Origin of the sequence: Pseudomonas sp. TH34 (assembly GCF_016650865.1) — a bacterium.
GTDB lineage: Bacteria > Pseudomonadota > Gammaproteobacteria > Pseudomonadales > Pseudomonadaceae > Aquipseudomonas > Aquipseudomonas yamanorum.
In genome coordinates this window covers 68,030-84,808 of the sequence record NZ_JAEKFB010000004.1, presented here as the reverse complement: position 1 = coordinate 84,808, position 16,779 = coordinate 68,030, and the positions used below count along the sequence as shown (strand labels likewise).

Here is a 16,779-nt window from a genome sequence, read left to right as displayed (position 1 = left end):
TGCCCAACCCTACGGGGTGGGTGGACCCGCTGGGGTTAGCATGCGTTCCCGGGAACTGTCCGGGTAAAAAAGAAAGAACAGCCCGACAGCGTCATGAGGAAAAGCCACCAGAAACAGGTGGTGAAGTTAGATCCTCAACGTATGAACAGGCTTTAAACAAGGCTCTGAGGTGGCTGCGAGAAAATAATTTCCATGCGGAAAAGCCTAAACTTGGAAAGTTCGGCACCAGTTCGGGCAAACCCATAGGTATGCAAACAATGGATGAAAAAACTGGATTCCGCGTCGAACACGACAAAAAGAATGGTGCGCACATAAACGTTTGGTCTGAAAAAAAGAAAGGACCTCACTATCTTTTCGAGGGCTCACACAAACTAGTAATGAAAATAAACAAGAGATTCAAATAACATGAACTACTTCGATAACAACCTTGTAGAAACGCTAAATAAAAATGGCATCCTTTACGAGCGACTATCAGACAAGGAGCAGGAAGATTTTATAAATAACATTCAAAATAAAATCATTTTCGCCGGAAGCAAAATAGACTGGGAAGCTTTGGAGAACGCTACAGAACTAAGCTATATGGACAGACCTTTAGCGCTAACTATCGTTGCAGAAAAGCTTGGTAGCCTCGGAATTCAGCAAGTAATTTTCCTGAGTGACTCCGCTATTGAGCACGCTTACTCTATAAATATTAATGATATCAAGAAAGCACTCGAGATCTTTGCAGACTTCCCCCAACACACCTACATTTTTCCTCAGAGCCTACACTGGATTGCCTGTTTAGCATTTGAAGGCCAAATAGACTACGCCGACCTCACGCACGACTAAACTTAAGATCATCGTCCCCCCCTCGCCCATCCATAAAGAACTCCCCCGGCCCAGCGCCAGTAATTGAGCTACAAGGAGATTACCGTCCGTCTGAATACTGCTCCCCAGGCGAATGAAGCAACATTCAAACCAAGTCATGCCCCACAACTCGGCAACGAACTTTCCATCGCGCATAGCCACACAACCGACGAAGTCATTCTGTTAAGCGGCAGTGTTGAAGTGGCCGCCGCCGGGCAACATCAGTTACTGCTGCCGGGCGAACAGTTGCGCATCGTGATGCGAGCATGTGCAAGCCCTCCAAGCTGTCGACGCAGAACACCTGCCGCCCTGGCGCAACTGCCAGCTAAGTGTGCGGGATGCACCATTAAGTGAGGTGCTTGAAGAATTGGTGCGCTATCAAGGCGGCCATGTGATCTGGCTCGACGATAAAGTCGGGCAACGCACCATCAGCGCCAGATTCAATCTGAATCAGGTCGCCAGTGCCTTAGACGCGCTGATCAGCAGTCAGAAACTGCGCACCACTCCCCTCACCCGTCGGGTGTTGATCGTTCGCAGCTGACTGGACAGTGAGCCGAATAGCTCACACAATCGGCTCACCAAATGAGCCGATTAAGCCTTCTATTCGGCTCACACACCGAGTATGCCCCCATGGATCACCCGAACTGGATCTGGCAACAACCCGACTGGCCGCACTTTCACTGGCAACCTGAGCGCCTCGCAGCGTTATTGCGAGAGTGCACGCAGGCGCAAGGAAAGTTGCTGGGCATGCTCGGTTCGGTCAGCCAGGCACAGAATTCAAAGAATGAACTGGATGCGTTGCTGCAAAACATTCTGACCTCCTCGGCAATTGAGGGTGAGCAGCTGAATGTGGGCTCGGTACGTTCCTCTTTGGCCCGGCGCCTGGGCCTGGCGCAATTGCAAGACGGCTCCGTGAGCCGACGTAGCGAGGGTCTGGCCGACTTGATGCTGGACGCCACGCAACAGTTTGCTCAACCATTTACCCTCACCCGTCTATTTAACTGGCATCGGTGGTTGTTTCCCGCCGAGGAGGCCCGCTTTTCCACCCACGGCTTGAACGTAGGCGCGCTAAGGGGGGATGAGCCCATGCAGGTTGTGTCGGGACGACTGGACCGACCCACTGTGCATTTCGAAGCCCCACCCCGCCAAGGGCTAGAGCAGTCGCTGGACGATTTCATCGAATGGTTTGAAGCCAGTCGGAATCATGCAGCCCTTGACCCATTGTTGCGCGCAGGTTTGGCGCATTTCTGGTTCGTCACCTTGCACCCCTTCGACGATGGCAACGGTCGTCTGACGCGGGCTATTACCGACCTCGCGCTTGCCCAGGCAGAGAACCAGGCGATCCGTTTCTACGCCATGTCGGCGAGCATCCTTGAAGACCGGGCGGGCTATTACCGTGCACTGGAAACCAGTCAAAAAGCCACGCTGGATGTCACCGATTGGCTTGAGTGGTTCCTGCAAACGCTGCTTCGTAGCTTGCAGCAGGCCATGGTGCGGATTGACCGGGCGCTGGGCAAAACCCGCTTCTGGCAGCAGCATCGGGACCACGCATTCAGCGCAGAACAGACCAAAGTCTTGAATCACCTGCTCGACGGCGGCGAAAAAGGCTTTGAGCACGGGATCAGCGCGGCCCAATATCAAGCAGTGGCCAAAGTCTCCAAGGCCACGGCGACCCGACATCTGGCCGATCTTCTGGAAAAAAACTGCCTGGTTCGACTACCCGGCGGCGGCCGCAGCACCCGCTATCAAGTCAACACTCAAGGCGATTGATTTTCAAGGCAAATCCCCCCACTCATTTGCCCCAATCCCCCATGTCTGCTAGTGTCGCGCCGGTTTACCGTCTACCGGAATAGCCGCCATGGCCCGCAAAAAAGTTGCACTCGATTTCGAACAATCCCTCGCCGACCTGCAAACCCTGGTCGAGCGTATGGAGAACGGCGAGTTGTCGCTGGAAGACTCGTTGACCGCATTCGAGCAAGGCATCGGACTGACCCGCGACTGCCAGAGCGCCCTGGCGCAGGCGGAGCAGAAGGTCCAGGTGTTGCTGGAGCGCGACGGGGAGTTGGCCGAAGAACCTTTCGATGCGGAACAGCCTGAATGATCGACGCTTATCAGGCCGGCAGCCAGGCCCGGGTCAATGCTGCGCTGGAACCGCTGTTTGTCGCGCCCAGCCCTGAGCTGAACCGCCTGTATGAGGCCATGCGCTACAGCGTGATGAACGGTGGCAAGCGCGTTCGCCCCTTGCTCGCCTACGCGGCTTGCGAAGCACTCGGTGCTCAGGCGGAGGAAGCCAACGGCGCCGCCTGTGCGGTGGAGTTGATCCACGCTTATTCCCTGGTACACGACGATTTGCCGGCGATGGACGACGACGATCTGCGTCGCGGCCAACCCACTACCCATAAAGCCTTTGATGAAGCCTGTGCGATTCTCGCCGGTGACGGCCTGCAAAGCCTGGCGTTCAGCGCTCTGCTGGACCCGCGCTTGAGCAGTGTCAACGCTGAGATCCGCTTGCGTATGGTTACCGCGCTGGCACTGGCCGCAGGCCCTGCCGGCATGGTCGGCGGCCAGGCGATTGACCTGGGCTCGGTCGGTTTGAAGCTCGATCAAAAAGCCTTGGAATACATGCACCGCCACAAGACCGGTGCACTGATCGAAGCCGCCGTGCACCTCGGCGCCCTGGCCAGTGGTCGTGCCGAAGCTGCGCAACTGGCGGCGCTGCAAACCTACGCGCGGGCCATCGGCCTGGCTTTCCAGGTGCAGGACGATATTCTCGACGTTGAAAGTGATACCGCAACCCTCGGCAAACGCCAGGGTGCCGATATCGCACGGGACAAGCCGACTTATCCTTCACTGCTCGGCCTGGAAGCCGCCAAGACTTACGCGCTGGAGCTGCGGGATCAGGCCCTGGATGCCCTGCGACCTTTCGACGCGGCTGCCGAGCCACTGCGTGACCTGGCGCGGTATATCGTCGAACGTCGCCACTGACAGCAGCGGCCTTTTCCACCGCATATCAGCCAAGTTCGGCGCTCTGCGTGGGCAGTTTGCGATGCTTGAGGTAAACTGCCGCCTCTTCTATACCTATAACGATTCGCCTGATGCCCACGACGTTCCAAGAGATTCCCCGCAAGCGCCCGGCCACGCCCCTGCTGGACCGTGCCAACACGCCAGCCGGTCTGCGCCGCCTGGGTGAAGCCGAGCTGGAAACCCTGGCCGATGAGTTGCGCCTGGAATTGCTCTACACGGTCGGCCAGACCGGTGGTCACTTCGGTGCCGGCCTGGGCGTCATCGAGCTGACCATTGCGCTGCATTACGTGTTCGACACCCCGGACGACCGGCTGGTGTGGGACGTGGGTCATCAGGCCTATCCGCACAAGATCCTTACCGGACGCCGCGAGCGCATGGCCACCCTGCGCCAGAAGGACGGCATCGCCGCCTTCCCGCGCCGCTCCGAGAGTGAGTACGACACCTTTGGCGTCGGCCACTCCAGCACCTCCATCAGTGCAGCGCTGGGCATGGCCATTGCCGCCCGCCTGCAGAACAGTGATCGCAAGGCGATTGCGGTGATCGGTGATGGCGCGTTGACCGCCGGCATGGCCTTCGAGGCACTGAACCACGCGCCGGAAGTGAACGCCAACATGTTGGTAATCCTCAACGACAACGACATGTCGATCTCGCGCAATGTCGGCGGCCTCTCGAACTACCTGGCAAAAATCCTCTCCAGCCGCACTTACGCCAGCATGCGTGAAGGCAGCAAGAAGGTGCTCTCGCGTCTGCCCGGCGCGTGGGAAATTGCCCGTCGTACCGAAGAATATGCCAAGGGCATGCTGGTTCCCGGCACCCTGTTCGAAGAGCTGGGCTGGAACTACATCGGCCCGATCGACGGCCACGACCTGCCAACCCTGATCGCGACCCTGCGTAACATGCGTGACCTTAAAGGCCCGCAGTTCCTGCACATCGTCACCAAAAAAGGCAAAGGCTTCGCCCCGGCGGAAGTCGACCCGATTGGTTACCACGCGATCACCAAGCTTGAACCGCTGAACGCCCCGGCTGCTGCGCCCAAGAAAGCCAGCGGGCCGAAGTACTCTGGTGTGTTTGGCGAATGGTTGTGCGATATGGCCGCCGCCGATCCACGCCTGGTGGGCATCACCCCGGCGATGAAGGAAGGTTCCGACCTGGTGGAATTCAGCGAGCTTTTCCCGCTGCGCTATTTCGACGTGGCCATCGCCGAGCAACACGCGGTGACCTTCGCCGCCGGCATGGCCTGTGAAGGCGCCAAGCCGGTAGTCGCGATCTACTCCACGTTCCTGCAACGTGGTTATGACCAGTTGATTCATGACGTCGCGGTGCAGAGCCTCGACGTGTTGTTCGCCATCGACCGTGCCGGTTTGGTGGGCGAAGACGGCCCGACCCACGCCGGCAGCTTCGACCTGTCGTACCTGCGCTGCATCCCCGGCATGCTGGTGATGACCCCGAGCGACGAGAACGAACTGCGCAAGATGCTCAGCACCGGCCACCTGTACAACGGCCCGGCGGCTGTGCGTTATCCGCGGGGCAATGGCCCGAATGCGGTGATCGAGAAGGACCTTGAGCCTATCGAGATCGGCAAGGGCATCGTCCGTCGCCAGGGCAGCAACGTTGCCTTGCTGGTGTTTGGCGTGCAATTGGCTGAAGCCTTGAAAGTGGCCGAGAAGGTCGACGCCACGGTGGTGGACATGCGTTTCGTCAAACCACTGGATGAGGCATTGGTACGCGAGATCGCCGGCAGCCATGAGCTGCTGGTGACCCTCGAAGAAAACGCCATCATGGGCGGTGCCGGGGCGGCGGTCAGTGAGTTTCTGGCGCGGGAGAACATCCTCAAGTCGGTGCTGCATCTGGGCTTGCCGGACGTGTATGTCGAGCATGCCAAACCGGCGCAGATGCTGGCCGAGTGCGGGCTGGATGAAGCGGGGATTGAAGCTTCGGTTCGTCAGCGCATGGCCCTGCTGGACCTGTAGAAACGCGATTAAAAAATGTGGGAGCGGGCTTGCTCGCGAAAGCGGTGGGTCAGTCAACAGATGTATTGACTGACACTGCACCTTCGCGAGCAAGCCCGCTCCCACATTTGTTTTATGCCCACTTCAAATGCTACGGACAGCCCATGATCCGCCTTCGCCTCGCCCTGCCCCTTCTGTTACTGCCAGCCACCGACCTGCTCGCCGACAGCTTCGAACGCGACGACGCCCTCAAGCTGCCCGACGTGGTGATCAGCGCCAACCGCCAGGTCCAGGCGCGCAACGATAGCAGCGCCGCCAACACCATCTTTACCCGCGACGACATCGACCGCCTGCAACCCACCAGCGTGACCGACCTGCTGAGCCGCGTGCCCGGCGTACAGGTTTCACAAGCCGGTGGCCGTGGCAGCCTGGCGAGCGTTTACATTCGTGGCACCAAATCGGCCCAAAGCCTGGTGTTGGTCGATGGCCAGCGCATTGGCAACTCGACTTCCGGCGACAGCAACCTGCAGCACCTGAACATCCAGCAGATCGAGCGCGTGGAAGTCCTGCGCGGTTCGCGTTCGGTGATCTACGGCAGCGACGCGATTGGCGGGGTGATCCAGATTTTCACCCGGCGCGGCAACGAGTCCGGCCTGCAACCCCGCCTGCATGTGGGATTTGGCAGCAACCAGACGTGGGAACGCAGCCTGGGCTTGTCCGGCGGCGACGGGCAAACCCGCTTCAACCTCGGCGCCAGCCTGGATGACACCGCCGGGATCAATCGCACGTACGACTCGTATCCCAGCGACCACGACCATGACGCCTATCGCAACCAGTCCACCAGTTTCAGCCTGAGCCATGCCTTCAACGATGACCTCGAAGCGGGTGTGAACGTGCTGGATAATCGTGGCAAAAGCGAATTCGACAATCCGTTCGGTCGCTTCGATACGACCACCTTCCAAAGCTTCCAGCAAAAGCCCTATTCCACCTTCACCGTGAGCAGTGTCAGCAGCTATGTCGACGCGCGCATCAATGACGTGTGGAAGTCCCGGCTGGAAGCGGGCCACAGCGAAAACCGCGAAGAAACCCGGGACAAGCTCAGCACCGAGCGCAGCGTGTTCAACACCTACCGCAACTCGCTGAACTGGCAAAACGACCTCACTCTCAACGAGCAGAACAGCCTGATCCTGGGCGGCGACTGGTACGAGGACCGGGTCAACAGCAGCACAGCATTCGCCGAAGACAGTCGCTGGAACCGGGCCGCGTTTATCCAGCACCGCTTTCAAGCCCAGTCTTTCTCCACCGAACTGGGCCTGCGCCGCGACCAGAACCAACAGTTCGGCGGCCACAACAGCTGGAGCGGCACCTTCACCCTGCCGCTGAACCCGGACAATGACCTGTTGCTGAGCTACAGCGAAGGCTTCCGCGCGCCGACGTTCAACGACCTCTACTACCCGGACGAATTCGGCTTCAAAAACAGCAACCCGAACCTCAAGCCCGAAACCTCGAAAAGTTACGAAGTGCAGTGGCGCAGCCAACTGAGCGACACCAGCCGGCTCGAAGCCTCGCTGTACCGCACCGATATTCAGGATGCGATCGTGTTCGCCAGCAACGGCCCGCAAAACGTCAGCTCGGCACGCATCAACGGTTTCGAAGCGGCGCTCAAGCAAGAGCTGTTCGGCTGGCAAAGCAGCCTCGGTATTGCGCTGATCGACCCACGGGACCGCGACACCGGGCGCACACTGGCCCGTCGAGCCAGGCGCACCCTGAGCCTGGACCTGGATCGCCAATTCGACCGGTTCGGCGTCGGCGCCAGCTGGCAAGCGGTGAGCAGCAGCTACGACGATGCGGCGAACCAGCAACGCCTGGGCGGGTACGGTTTACTCGGGCTACGGGGCAGTTGGGCGGTGAGTCGTGAGATCACACTGGAAATGAAGCTCGATAACCTGCTGAACAAAGCCTACAGCCGGGCGCTGTATCAGTATCAAGGCCGGCAATATGGCTACCGGGAAGAAGGCCGGGCGCTGATGTTCGGGGTGACCTGGACACCGGAGCTCTAAGTCGTCTGCACCGGCCTCATCGCGGGCAAGCCCGGCTCCCACAGGGGACCGTGCTTATCCAGACGACTCGGTCAAATGTGGGAGCTGGCTTGCCTGCGATAGCGGCCTCACAGCCCCGGTGCAATCACCTGACACAACCGCGCCACCGCTTCCAGCATCTGCCCGCTGGGCCGTTCCAGGCCCTTGTCGGGCACCACCAGCAAATGCCCGGCAGCCACCGCCGCCACCTGTGGCCACACCTTCCAGGCATCCAGCTGCGATTGATCGCCCGCCAGAATCACCTCGGGATTACGCTGCAGCACCGACTCGATGCTGACCTGCGGTGCAGGTAATTTCAGATCATCGAACACATTGCGCGCTCCGCACACACTCAGTGCATCGCTGATGATCTGCCCGCCGCCAACGGTGTACAGCGGCTGGTTCCACACCTGATAAAACACCCGCAACGGCTCGACCCGGTGATAGCGCAAGCGCAACTCGGCCAAGCGCTGACGCAGCTGCACGGCCAATTGCCGGCCGGCATCAGCCCGCCCGAGTTGCTGGGCAATGGTTTCGACTTGCGAGGTGAGTTGTTCGAGGCTGTGGGGTTCGGCGACAAACACCGGGATGTTCAGGCGTTGGAGCTGCTCACGCTGGGCCGGGCCGACGCTGCCGGGCCAGAGCAGGATCAGGTCCGGCTTGAGGCTGAGCAGCCGTTCCATGTCCAACTGCCCGTAGTTTCCCACCGAAGGCACCTTCGCCAAGGCCTGTGGCCGCTCGCCGCCATCCAGCACGCCTACCAGCAAATCAGCAGCGCCCAGCTCAACGACGATTTCAGACAAGGAAGGAGCAAGGCTGACAACCCGCTCGACCGCCGCAACCTGGGCCGCGACGACCAGCAGGAACACCGCCAGCCAAGCGCGCATCAACCCAACTGACGCGGAATGCGATAGAGGTAGAACAGCACCAGGGTCGACAGTGCCAGCAGAAACAGCGGCACCGCTTCCAGCCCGACAAACACCGCCAGTGCGCCGATCCAGGCCGGCAGTGCAGCCACCAGCAACGCCACACGACGACGGGCCGCGAGGGTGATCCAGGCAGCCGGTTCTTCAGGGGTATCGAGGGCTTTGCCGGTGGCGATCAGTGAGTGTTTATAGCCATGGAAGTAACGCAGGCTGACAAACATCGAGGCCACGCCGGCGATGAAAAACGGCATCGCCAGCACCGGCAGCAAGGGCTCGGCCTTGCCAAACACCAGGTTGATCACAAACAACGGCACCAACGCCAACGCCAGGTATTGCCACCAGTTAAACGACAGTCGCCGCTTGACCTGGCCGCGCGTCACGCCCGGTCGACCTCGCCCTGGTGCTCGTTTCCCATCATGTGGTCGAGCTTGCTGGCCTTGGTGGCCAGGTAGAGTTTGTTGTGCGGGTTGTGGCCGGTGTGCAGCGGCACGCGCTCGGCGACGGTGATGCCCATGTCGGTCAAGGCTTTGACCTTGCGTGGGTTGTTAGTCATCAGCCGCAGGGATTTGACCCCCAGGTGCTGGAGCATCGGCAGGCAGATCCCGTAGTCGCGCTGGTCAGCGGCAAAACCCAGGCGCTCGTTGGCTTCCACGGTGTCGGCGCCGCCATCCTGCAGCTCATAGGCGCGGATTTTGTTCAGCAGGCCAATACCACGGCCTTCCTGACGCAAGTACAGCAACACGCCACGGCCTTCGCGGGCGATGGCCTGCATGGCGGCTTCCAATTGCGAGCCGCAGTCACAGCGCTGGCTGAACAGGGCATCGCCGGTCAGGCACTCGGAGTGCACGCGACCGAGCACCGGAGCGCCGTCCGCCACGTCACCGAGGCTCAGAACAACGTGTTCGCGCCCGGTGGTTTCTTCAAGAAAACCATTCATGGTGAACGTGGCAAAAGGGGTTGGCAGCTTGGAAGCGGCAACGAAAACGACGGGCACCGTGTGCTCCTGATTTCTGATTTCACAGGGGATAGATTGTAACAGCAGGTTCCTACAGACGCTTAAGCTGAATTGTCGCTGATAAAGATCAATAGGTTCGATTGGCCTTCAGCTTGGTTCTATGCCTTTCAGAAATGTTGATAGCCACGGATGGCGGGTGTGATGTCCTGGCCCGCCGCGTCCAGCAGGGTCACGCCCTGCCCCGCCTCGACCCGGCCGATCACATGGACCGGCGCACCGGCCGCCAGCAACGGTGCCAGTTCGGCAGGTGGCAAGGTGAACGCCAGTACGTAGTCGTCCCCGCCGCTCAACGCGGCTACCCGCGCATCCGCGTCGCCAACGAACGCCAGCAAGGCTGCCGACAACGGCAGCTTTTGCTGCTCGATCAACAAGCTGACAGCCGACGCCTTGGCGATATGCCCGCAATCAGCCAGAAGACCGTCGGAAATATCCATGGCAGACGTCGCCTTGCCCCGCAATGCCAAGCCCAGCGCCAACTGCGGTTGCGGCGACCAGTAGTGGGCCAGCAGCGGCTCGGCGACAGCGGCCTCTGCCGTGCGCTGCCCCAGTACCAGCAGCAATGCGCCCGCCGCGTTACCCAGCTCACCGCCAACACACAGCAAGTCGCCGGGCCGCGCACCGCTGCGGGTCAAGGCCTGGCCCGCCGGCACCCGGCCAAACACGGTCAGGGTCAGGCTCAACGGCCCACGGGTGGTATCGCCACCCACCAGAATCACACCGCAACCCTGGGCCATGGCGTTCAAACCCTGGGCATAGCGTTGCAGCCAATCGGCATCAACCGTCGGGGTGGTCAGGGCAAGGGTAAATGCGAGGGGATTGGCGCCCATGGCTGCCAGGTCACTGACTGCCACGGCCAGCGAGCGCTGGCCGAGCAGAAACGGATCGCAGGGGTCGGCAAAGTGCACGCCGGCCACCAAAGTATCAGTGGAAATCGCCAGCTGTTCCCCGGGAGGAACCGCCAGCAAGGCGCAGTCGTCGCCAATCCCCAGTGCAATGCCTTCGCCGCCCTGCGCGCAGGGCGCGGCGGCGAAGTAGTTGCGGATCAGCTCAAACTCGCCCATTGCGTCAGCAAGCGCCAGTTAGCGCTTGTACGCCTTCACTTCGGCTTCACGCAGGCGCGGGGCCAGCTTGTCGAGCACGCCGTTGACGAACTTGTGACCGTCGGTGGAACCGTAGACTTTCGCCAGTTCGATCCCTTCGTTGATCACTACGCGGTACGGTACGTCGACGCGCTTGAGCAGTTCCCAGGTGGACAGGCGCAGTACGGCCAGTTCAACCGGGTCCAGCTCTTCGATCGCCAGGTCCAGGCACGGCGACAAGGCAGCGTCGATCTCCGGCAGGTTGGCCGGAACGCCGTGCAGGATGTCGTGGAAGTAGCTGGCATCGGCCGCGCTGAAATCGTTGTCGACGCGAAATTGCGCTTCGATTTCGTTCAGCGAGGTTTTAGCCATGTGGCGCTGGTACAGCGCCTGGGTCGCGAGCTGACGGGCCGCACGACGCTTTTCGCTCTTCGAGGGCTTGCCGGCGTCTGCTGGGCGCGGGTCCTGGGGGTTGAACTGATCGCTGTCGTCGCTAATCACTTGGCCTCCAACTGTGCCAGCAGGCTGACCATTTCCAGGGCGGACAGGGCAGCTTCGGCACCTTTGTTACCGGCCTTGGTGCCGGAACGTTCGATGGCTTGCTCGATGGAATCAACGGTCAGCACGCCAAAGGCGACCGGCACGCCGAACTCCATGGACACCTGGGCCAGGCCCTTGGTGCATTCGCCAGCCACGTATTCGAAGTGCGGAGTACCGCCACGAATGACCGCGCCCAGGGCGATGATCGCCGCGTATTCACCCTGCTGCGCAACTTTCTGCGCAACCAGTGGAATTTCGAAGGCGCCAGGAGCGCGAATAATGGTGATGTCGTTTTCGCTCACACCGTGGCGAACCAGGGCATCCACGGCACCGCTTAGCAGGCTTTCAACCACGAAGCTGTTGAAGCGGCCAACCACCAGGGCATAGCGGCCTTTGGGGGCGATGAAGGTACCTTCGATGGTCTTCAGGGTCATTCGACAAATCTCTTAAAGAGCCGGGACGCGCTTAGTGCGCGCCCCTCAGTGATATTTGAACCGCGAACAAGGGGTAAACAACGCCGGCCTTTATTCGGAGGGCACGTATTCTACTACTTCCAGGTCGAAACCGGATATGGCATTAAATTTCATTGGTGCACTCATCAGGCGCATTTTGCGTACGCCCAAGTCCCGCAGGATCTGCGAACCGGCACCGACGATGCTGTAGGTGGTCGGCTTTTTCACCGGCACGTGGTCGGCGGTTTCGCGGATATGCGCCAGCAACACGTCGCCGTCCAGCGGATGGCCCAGCAGCAATACCACACCGCTGCCAGCCTCGGACACCGCGGACATCGCGGCCCGCAGGCTCCAGCGCCCCGGTTGCTTGACCATCAGCAGGTCCCGCAGCGGGTCCATATTGTGCACCCGCACCAGGGTCGGTTCTTCAGCGCAGATGGTGCCCAGGGTCAGGGCCATGTGCACGTCACCTTCCACGGAATCACGATAGGTCACCAGGTTGAACTGGCCCAGCTCGCTGTCCAGCGGCTGCTCGGCAATCCGCTGAACGGTACGTTCGTGGATCATCCGGTAGTGAATCAGGTCGGCAATGGTGCCGATCTTGATGTTATGCAGAGCGGCAAACTCTTCCAGCTCGGCGCGACGGGACATGGTGCCGTCGTCGTTCATCACTTCGCAGATCACACCGCTCGGCTCGAAACCGGCCATGCGCGCCAGGTCGCAGGCGGCTTCGGTGTGGCCGGCGCGAGCCAGGGTGCCACCCGGTTGGGCCATCAGCGGAAAGATGTGGCCCGGGCTGACGATATCTTCGGCCTTGGCGTCTTTCGCGGCTGCGGCTTGCACGGTGCGGGCGCGGTCAGCAGCGGAGATGCCGGTGGTGACACCGGTGGTGGCTTCGATGGACACGGTGAACTTGGTGCCAAACCCGGAACCATTGCGCGGCGCCATCAACGGCAGCTTGAGCAGTTCGCAGCGCTCGCGGCTCATTGGCATGCAGATCAGGCCACGGGCGTGCTTGGCCATGAAGTTGATGTGTTCCGGCTGGCAGCACTCGGCGGCCATGATCAGGTCGCCTTCATTCTCGCGGTCTTCGTCATCCATCAGGATGACCATCTTGCCTTGGCGGATGTCTTCAACCAGTTCTTCGATGCTGTTGAGCGCCACGCGGCACCCCCTTGGGTCAGGATTTAAGGTAGCCGTTAGCGGCTAAAAAACTTTCAGTGATGTTCCCGGCGGGCCCTTGAAGAGAGTCAGACTCTGCGGCCTTATCGCCCAATAGAAGGCGCTCCAGGTAACGGGCAAGCAAGTCCACTTCCAGGTTCACCCGGCGACCCGGCTGGTAAGACGCCATGATGGTTTCGCTCAGGGTGTGGGGAATGATGGTCAGTTCAAATTCGGCGCCATTCACGGCGTTCACGGTGAGGCTGGTGCCGTCGACGGTGATCGAGCCTTTGTGGGCGATGTACTTGGCCAGCTCTTTCGGGGCGCGAATGCGGAATTCCACGGCGCGGGCATTTTCGCTGCGGGCAACGACTTCGCCGACACCGTCGACGTGGCCGCTGACCAGGTGCCCGCCGAGACGGGTAGTCGGGGTCAGGGCTTTTTCCAGGTTCACCGGGCTGCCGCTCTTGAGGTCGTTCATCGCGGTGCAGTCCAGGGTTTCCCGGCTGACATCGGCGGCAAAGCCGTTGCCAGGCAATTCGATGACGGTCAGGCATACACCGCTGACGGCGATGCTGTCGCCCAGTTTGACGTCGCTCAGGTCGAGCTTGCCGGTTTCAACCAGCAGGCGTACGTCGCCGCCTTTTGGGGTCATTGCGCGGATGCTGCCGATGGATTCGATAATGCCGGTGAACATGCCGTTCTCCTGAAGACGTGGCGCAGGCCGGGAATTATACGCTCGCTGATGGCAGAGGGATGGCAGTGACTCGCCAGTCATCGCCCACAGCGCGCATTTCAGTGATCTTGAGTTGGGGGGCGTCGGCCAGTTTCTCAAGCGGCCAGTCCAGCAAAGGCCGGGCAGCGGAGCCGAGGAACTTGCCGGCGACGAATATCACGTACTCGTCCACCAGGCCTTGCTGGGCGAAGGCACCGGCCAGGCTCGGGCCTGCTTCCACCAACACTTCGTTGACGCCACGGGCAGCCAGGGCCACCAGCGCGGAACGCAGGTCGACCTGGCCGTCGACGCCCGGCACCACCAGGCACTCGGGCCCGGTTGGGTATTGGTTGTCCGGGGTCACGCAGGTGATGACCAGCGCGGGGCCGGCCTTGAAGAACGGCGCATTCAGCGGCACCCGCAGGCGGCCGTCGATCAATACGCGCAGCGGCGGACGGGACATCGCCAGGGCGGTGGTTTCTTCATCCAGCCCCAGTTCGGCGGCGCGCACGGTCAGGCGAGCGCCATCGGCCAGCACCGTGTCGGCGCCGGTGAGCACCACACTGGCCTGGGCCCGCAGGCGTTGCACGGCGGCACGGGCGGCCGGGCCGGTGATCCACTGGCTTTCGCCATTGGCCATGGCGGTGCGACCGTCCAGGCTCATGGCCAACTTGACCCGCACAAACGGCAGGCCATGTTCCATGCGCTTGAGAAAGCCCGGGTTGAGCGCCCGCGCTTCGTTTTCCAGCAAGCCGCTGTAGGTCTCGATCCCGGCCTGGGCCAGGCGACGCATTCCACGCCCGGCGACTTCCGGGTTCGGGTCCTGCATCGCCGCGACCACGCGGGCCAAACCGGCATTCACCAGGGCATCGGCGCACGGTGGCGTATGCCCGTGGTGGCTGCACGGTTCAAGGGTCACGTAGGCCGTGGCGCCCCGGGCTTTATCGCCCGCAGCTCGCAGGGCATGGACTTCCGCATGGGGTTCGCCGGTGCGCACGTGCCAGCCTTCGCCAACAACCTGCCCGTCACGCACGATCACGCAGCCAACCCGGGGGTTGGGGTGCGTGGTGTACAGGCCCTTGCGCGCCAATTCCAGGGCACGGGCCATGTAATGAGCGTCGAGTACCGCTTGTTCTGCCGAAGGTGGGCTCATTCTTTTACCGGCTCACGGGCCAGGCGGTCGATCTCTTCGCGGAACTCGTTGAGGTCCTGGAAGCGTCGATACACCGAGGCGAAACGGATATAGGCGACTTCGTCGAGCTTTTGCAGCTCGCCCATCACCAGTTCTCCAACCACCAGGGATTTGACTTCGCGCTCGCCGGTGGCGCGCAGCTTGTGCTTGATATGCACCAGCGCCGCTTCCAGCCGCTCGACACTCACCGGGCGTTTTTCCAGGGCGCGCTGCATTCCGGCGCGCAGTTTTTCTTCGTCGAAGGGCTGACGACTGCCGTCGGTCTTGATCAGACGTGGCAATACCAGTTCGGCGGTTTCGAAGGTGGTGAAACGTTCACCGCAGCCAGAGGCCAGGCATTCACGCCGGCGACGCACCTGTTCGCCCTCGGCGACCAGACGCGAGTCAATGACCTTGGTGTCGTTGGCACCGCAGAAGGGACAGTGCATGGTGGCAGGCAACAAAAAATGGGAGGGCCATGGTAGCGCATCCCTGTGGCAAGACAAGCCATAGCCTTTACGGTATATAGGCTGACTATTATGTTTCATATTTTTTAAGCCACGGATTTTGTCCTTTCTGGAGCCGTACATGCAGTTACGACCACTTGTTTTGCTCACGTTGCTCGGTTTTCTGGTCGCCTGCAGCAGCCATGCCCCAAAACCGGCGGCCCCCGTTGCCGCCCCTCAACAAGAGAAAAAAATCCCGGGTGTGGAAGAGGACCTCGGCCCGCTGCCCGCCTTCCAGCGTGAAGTCAGCGGCCAGTTGAACGGCGTACCCGCCGGTGCCGAAGTCGAACTGGCACTGCTGGTGATCGACGACCGTTCGCGCCCGCAACAACTGCTGGCCAGCAGCGTGCTGATCGGCAACAACAAGCCCTTGGCCTTCCGCCTGCGTTTCAACCCCGAAGCCTTCCCGGCAGGCGGACGCGTTGAACTGCGCGGTCGTGCCAGCCAGTCAGGCCAGTTGATCCTGCACCTGCCGCCCGTGCGTATCACCCAAGCGATCACCCAGACCACCGGCCCGCTGCAACTCGTTCCCGCACCATGACGCCACCGCTGGACCTGCAACGCGCCCTCAGCGAACTGATCGGCGACGCCCAACTGGTGCCCCACCCGCTGCCGGGCACCGCGTTGTCGCTGTGGCTGCTGGACGCCGACAACATGGACCGCGCCTTCAGCCCCGAAGAAACCCGACGCATCCTGCATGAACCGCCGTACTGGAGCTTTTGCTGGGCCAGCGGCCTGGCGCTGGCCCGGTATCTGGCGGCTAATCCCGACTGGGTCGCGGGCAAGCGGGTGCTGGATTTCGGCGCAGGCTCGGGCGTCGCCGGGATCGCCGCAGTAAAGGCCGGTGCGCTGGAAGTGGTGGCTTGCGACCTTGATCCACTGGCATTGGCAGCCTGCCGGGCGAATGCGGAACTCAATGGCGTGACCCTGGGTTATTCCGCAGACTTCTTCGCCGAGGCCGACCGGTTTGACCTGATCCTGGTTGCCGATGTGCTGTACGACCGGGCGAACCTGCCGCTGCTGGACCAGTTCCTCACCCGGGGCCGCGAAGCGCTGGTCGCCGATTCCCGGGTTCGGGACTTCCAGCACCCGGAGTATCAGCGCCTGGGCATCCTCGACGCCCTGACCCTGCCCGACCTGGCCGAACCGTGGGAGTTTCGCAAGGTGAGCCTGTACCACTCGCAGCGCGCTTGAGAGCATCGCGGGCAAGCCCGCTCCCACATTTGAAATGCATTCCCCTGTGGGAGCTGGCTTGCCTGCGATTGCGATCCTGAGACCGCCCCGCTTTCAGCCAACCCCACCAACCCTTATAGTTGC

General features: G+C 61.3%; 20 protein-coding genes. 10 read left to right on the top strand and 10 right to left on the bottom strand.

Annotated features, from left to right (window positions below; all coding sequences use genetic code 11):
* The 8 genes from JFU58_RS03060 to JFU58_RS03025 all read left to right on the top strand — a co-directional run.
* On the top strand, positions 1-404 hold a 404-nt coding region (locus JFU58_RS03060; protein WP_201139827.1), incomplete at its 5' end, for a hypothetical protein.
* 1 nt (position 405) lies between these two features.
* Positions 406-828, top strand: coding sequence for a hypothetical protein (locus JFU58_RS03055; protein WP_017476278.1), 423 nt, complete (start codon positions 406-408; stop codon positions 826-828).
* Positions 829-1,114: 286 nt separating this feature from the next.
* Positions 1,115-1,387, top strand: coding sequence for a hypothetical protein (locus JFU58_RS03050; RefSeq protein WP_201139826.1), 273 nt, complete (start codon positions 1,115-1,117; stop codon positions 1,385-1,387).
* Positions 1,388-1,476: 89 nt separating this feature from the next.
* Positions 1,477-2,616 (top strand): Fic family protein, encoded by a 1,140-nt coding sequence (locus tag JFU58_RS03045; protein ID WP_201139825.1) that lies wholly within the window; start codon positions 1,477-1,479, stop codon positions 2,614-2,616.
* Positions 2,617-2,704: 88 nt separating this feature from the next.
* Positions 2,705-2,947: an exodeoxyribonuclease VII small subunit gene (locus JFU58_RS03040; RefSeq protein WP_003209964.1), complete on the top strand. Its 243-nt coding sequence runs from the start codon at positions 2,705-2,707 to the stop codon at positions 2,945-2,947.
* On the top strand, positions 2,944-3,831 hold the full coding sequence (ispA, locus tag JFU58_RS03035) for a (2E,6E)-farnesyl diphosphate synthase (RefSeq protein WP_201139824.1): 888 nt from the start codon (positions 2,944-2,946) through the stop codon (positions 3,829-3,831). Before JFU58_RS03040 ends, ispA begins: the two co-directional genes overlap by 4 nt.
* Positions 3,832-3,941: 110 nt before the next feature.
* The gene (gene dxs / locus JFU58_RS03030; protein WP_201139823.1) at positions 3,942-5,840 is read left to right on the top strand and encodes a 1-deoxy-D-xylulose-5-phosphate synthase; all 1,899 of its coding nucleotides are present in this window, start codon (positions 3,942-3,944) and stop codon (positions 5,838-5,840) included.
* A gap of 143 nt (positions 5,841-5,983) precedes the next feature.
* Positions 5,984-7,879 carry a TonB-dependent receptor domain-containing protein gene (locus tag JFU58_RS03025; RefSeq protein WP_201139822.1) on the top strand — a complete coding sequence of 632 codons (1,896 nt, stop codon included), beginning with the start codon at positions 5,984-5,986 and terminating at the stop codon, positions 7,877-7,879.
* Positions 7,880-7,986: 107 nt separating this feature from the next.
* Here JFU58_RS03025 and JFU58_RS03020 read toward each other — a convergent pair whose 3' ends face one another.
* From JFU58_RS03020 to nrdR, 10 genes are all read right to left on the bottom strand, one after another.
* Complete coding sequence (locus tag JFU58_RS03020; protein ID WP_201139821.1) at positions 7,987-8,784, bottom strand: cobalamin-binding protein; 798 nt, start codon at positions 8,782-8,784, stop codon at positions 7,987-7,989.
* Positions 8,784-9,203 carry an MFS transporter gene (locus JFU58_RS03015; RefSeq protein WP_201139820.1) on the bottom strand — a complete coding sequence of 140 codons (420 nt, stop codon included), beginning with the start codon at positions 9,201-9,203 and terminating at the stop codon, positions 8,784-8,786. The genes JFU58_RS03020 and JFU58_RS03015 overlap by 1 nt, the downstream gene beginning before the upstream one ends.
* Positions 9,200-9,817 (bottom strand): GTP cyclohydrolase II, encoded by a 618-nt coding sequence (ribA, locus tag JFU58_RS03010; protein WP_063026867.1) that lies wholly within the window; start codon positions 9,815-9,817, stop codon positions 9,200-9,202. The genes JFU58_RS03015 and ribA overlap by 4 nt, the downstream gene beginning before the upstream one ends.
* A gap of 128 nt (positions 9,818-9,945) precedes the next feature.
* Positions 9,946-10,899, bottom strand: a complete 954-nt coding sequence (gene thiL / locus JFU58_RS03005; RefSeq protein ID WP_093204668.1) for a thiamine-phosphate kinase — start codon at positions 10,897-10,899, stop codon at positions 9,946-9,948.
* Between the two features lie 18 nt (positions 10,900-10,917).
* Complete coding sequence (gene nusB / locus JFU58_RS03000; RefSeq protein WP_017476288.1) at positions 10,918-11,418, bottom strand: transcription antitermination factor NusB; 501 nt, start codon at positions 11,416-11,418, stop codon at positions 10,918-10,920.
* Entirely contained in the window at positions 11,415-11,891 is a 477-nt protein-coding gene (gene ribH / locus JFU58_RS02995) for a 6,7-dimethyl-8-ribityllumazine synthase (protein WP_201139819.1), read from the bottom strand. Before ribH ends, nusB begins: the two co-directional genes overlap by 4 nt.
* A 90-nt stretch (positions 11,892-11,981) precedes the next feature.
* A complete protein-coding gene (gene ribBA / locus JFU58_RS02990; RefSeq protein ID WP_017476289.1) occupies positions 11,982-13,073 on the bottom strand; it encodes a bifunctional 3,4-dihydroxy-2-butanone-4-phosphate synthase/GTP cyclohydrolase II in 1,092 nt (363 codons plus the stop codon).
* A 16-nt stretch (positions 13,074-13,089) separates the two neighbouring features.
* Positions 13,090-13,767 (bottom strand): riboflavin synthase, encoded by a 678-nt coding sequence (locus JFU58_RS02985; RefSeq protein ID WP_003209988.1) that lies wholly within the window; start codon positions 13,765-13,767, stop codon positions 13,090-13,092.
* A gap of 34 nt (positions 13,768-13,801) precedes the next feature.
* Complete coding sequence (ribD, locus tag JFU58_RS02980) at positions 13,802-14,938, bottom strand: bifunctional diaminohydroxyphosphoribosylaminopyrimidine deaminase/5-amino-6-(5-phosphoribosylamino)uracil reductase RibD (protein WP_093204663.1); 1,137 nt, start codon at positions 14,936-14,938, stop codon at positions 13,802-13,804.
* Complete coding sequence (gene nrdR / locus JFU58_RS02975; protein ID WP_003209990.1) at positions 14,935-15,405, bottom strand: transcriptional regulator NrdR; 471 nt, start codon at positions 15,403-15,405, stop codon at positions 14,935-14,937. The genes ribD and nrdR overlap by 4 nt, the downstream gene beginning before the upstream one ends.
* A 139-nt stretch (positions 15,406-15,544) precedes the next feature.
* Here nrdR and JFU58_RS02970 point away from each other — a divergent pair, with 139 nt between their 5' ends.
* Positions 15,545-16,003 (top strand): YbaY family lipoprotein, encoded by a 459-nt coding sequence (locus tag JFU58_RS02970; protein ID WP_017476292.1) that lies wholly within the window; start codon positions 15,545-15,547, stop codon positions 16,001-16,003.
* On the top strand, positions 16,000-16,656 hold the full coding sequence (locus JFU58_RS02965) for a class I SAM-dependent methyltransferase (protein ID WP_093204660.1): 657 nt from the start codon (positions 16,000-16,002) through the stop codon (positions 16,654-16,656). The genes JFU58_RS02970 and JFU58_RS02965 overlap by 4 nt, the downstream gene beginning before the upstream one ends.
* The last annotated feature ends 123 nt before the right edge of the window (positions 16,657-16,779 follow it).

Coding starts and splice junctions, on each gene's coding strand:
- JFU58_RS03055 (WP_017476278.1), top strand. CDS start 406: ATGAACTACTTCGATAACAACCTTGTAGAAACGCTAAATAAAAATGGC.
- JFU58_RS03045 (WP_201139825.1), top strand. CDS start 1,477: ATGGATCACCCGAACTGGATCTGGCAACAACCCGACTGGCCGCACTTT.
- JFU58_RS03040 (WP_003209964.1), top strand. CDS start 2,705: ATGGCCCGCAAAAAAGTTGCACTCGATTTCGAACAATCCCTCGCCGAC.
- ispA (WP_201139824.1), top strand. CDS start 2,944: ATGATCGACGCTTATCAGGCCGGCAGCCAGGCCCGGGTCAATGCTGCG.
- dxs (WP_201139823.1), top strand. CDS start 3,942: ATGCCCACGACGTTCCAAGAGATTCCCCGCAAGCGCCCGGCCACGCCC.
- JFU58_RS03025 (WP_201139822.1), top strand. CDS start 5,984: ATGATCCGCCTTCGCCTCGCCCTGCCCCTTCTGTTACTGCCAGCCACC.
- JFU58_RS03020 (WP_201139821.1), bottom strand. CDS start 8,784: ATGCGCGCTTGGCTGGCGGTGTTCCTGCTGGTCGTCGCGGCCCAGGTT.
- thiL (WP_093204668.1), bottom strand. CDS start 10,899: ATGGGCGAGTTTGAGCTGATCCGCAACTACTTCGCCGCCGCGCCCTGC.
- ribH (WP_201139819.1), bottom strand. CDS start 11,891: ATGACCCTGAAGACCATCGAAGGTACCTTCATCGCCCCCAAAGGCCGC.
- JFU58_RS02985 (WP_003209988.1), bottom strand. CDS start 13,767: ATGTTCACCGGCATTATCGAATCCATCGGCAGCATCCGCGCAATGACC.
- ribD (WP_093204663.1), bottom strand. CDS start 14,938: ATGAGCCCACCTTCGGCAGAACAAGCGGTACTCGACGCTCATTACATG.
- nrdR (WP_003209990.1), bottom strand. CDS start 15,405: ATGCACTGTCCCTTCTGCGGTGCCAACGACACCAAGGTCATTGACTCG.
- JFU58_RS02970 (WP_017476292.1), top strand. CDS start 15,545: ATGCAGTTACGACCACTTGTTTTGCTCACGTTGCTCGGTTTTCTGGTC.
- JFU58_RS02965 (WP_093204660.1), top strand. CDS start 16,000: ATGACGCCACCGCTGGACCTGCAACGCGCCCTCAGCGAACTGATCGGC.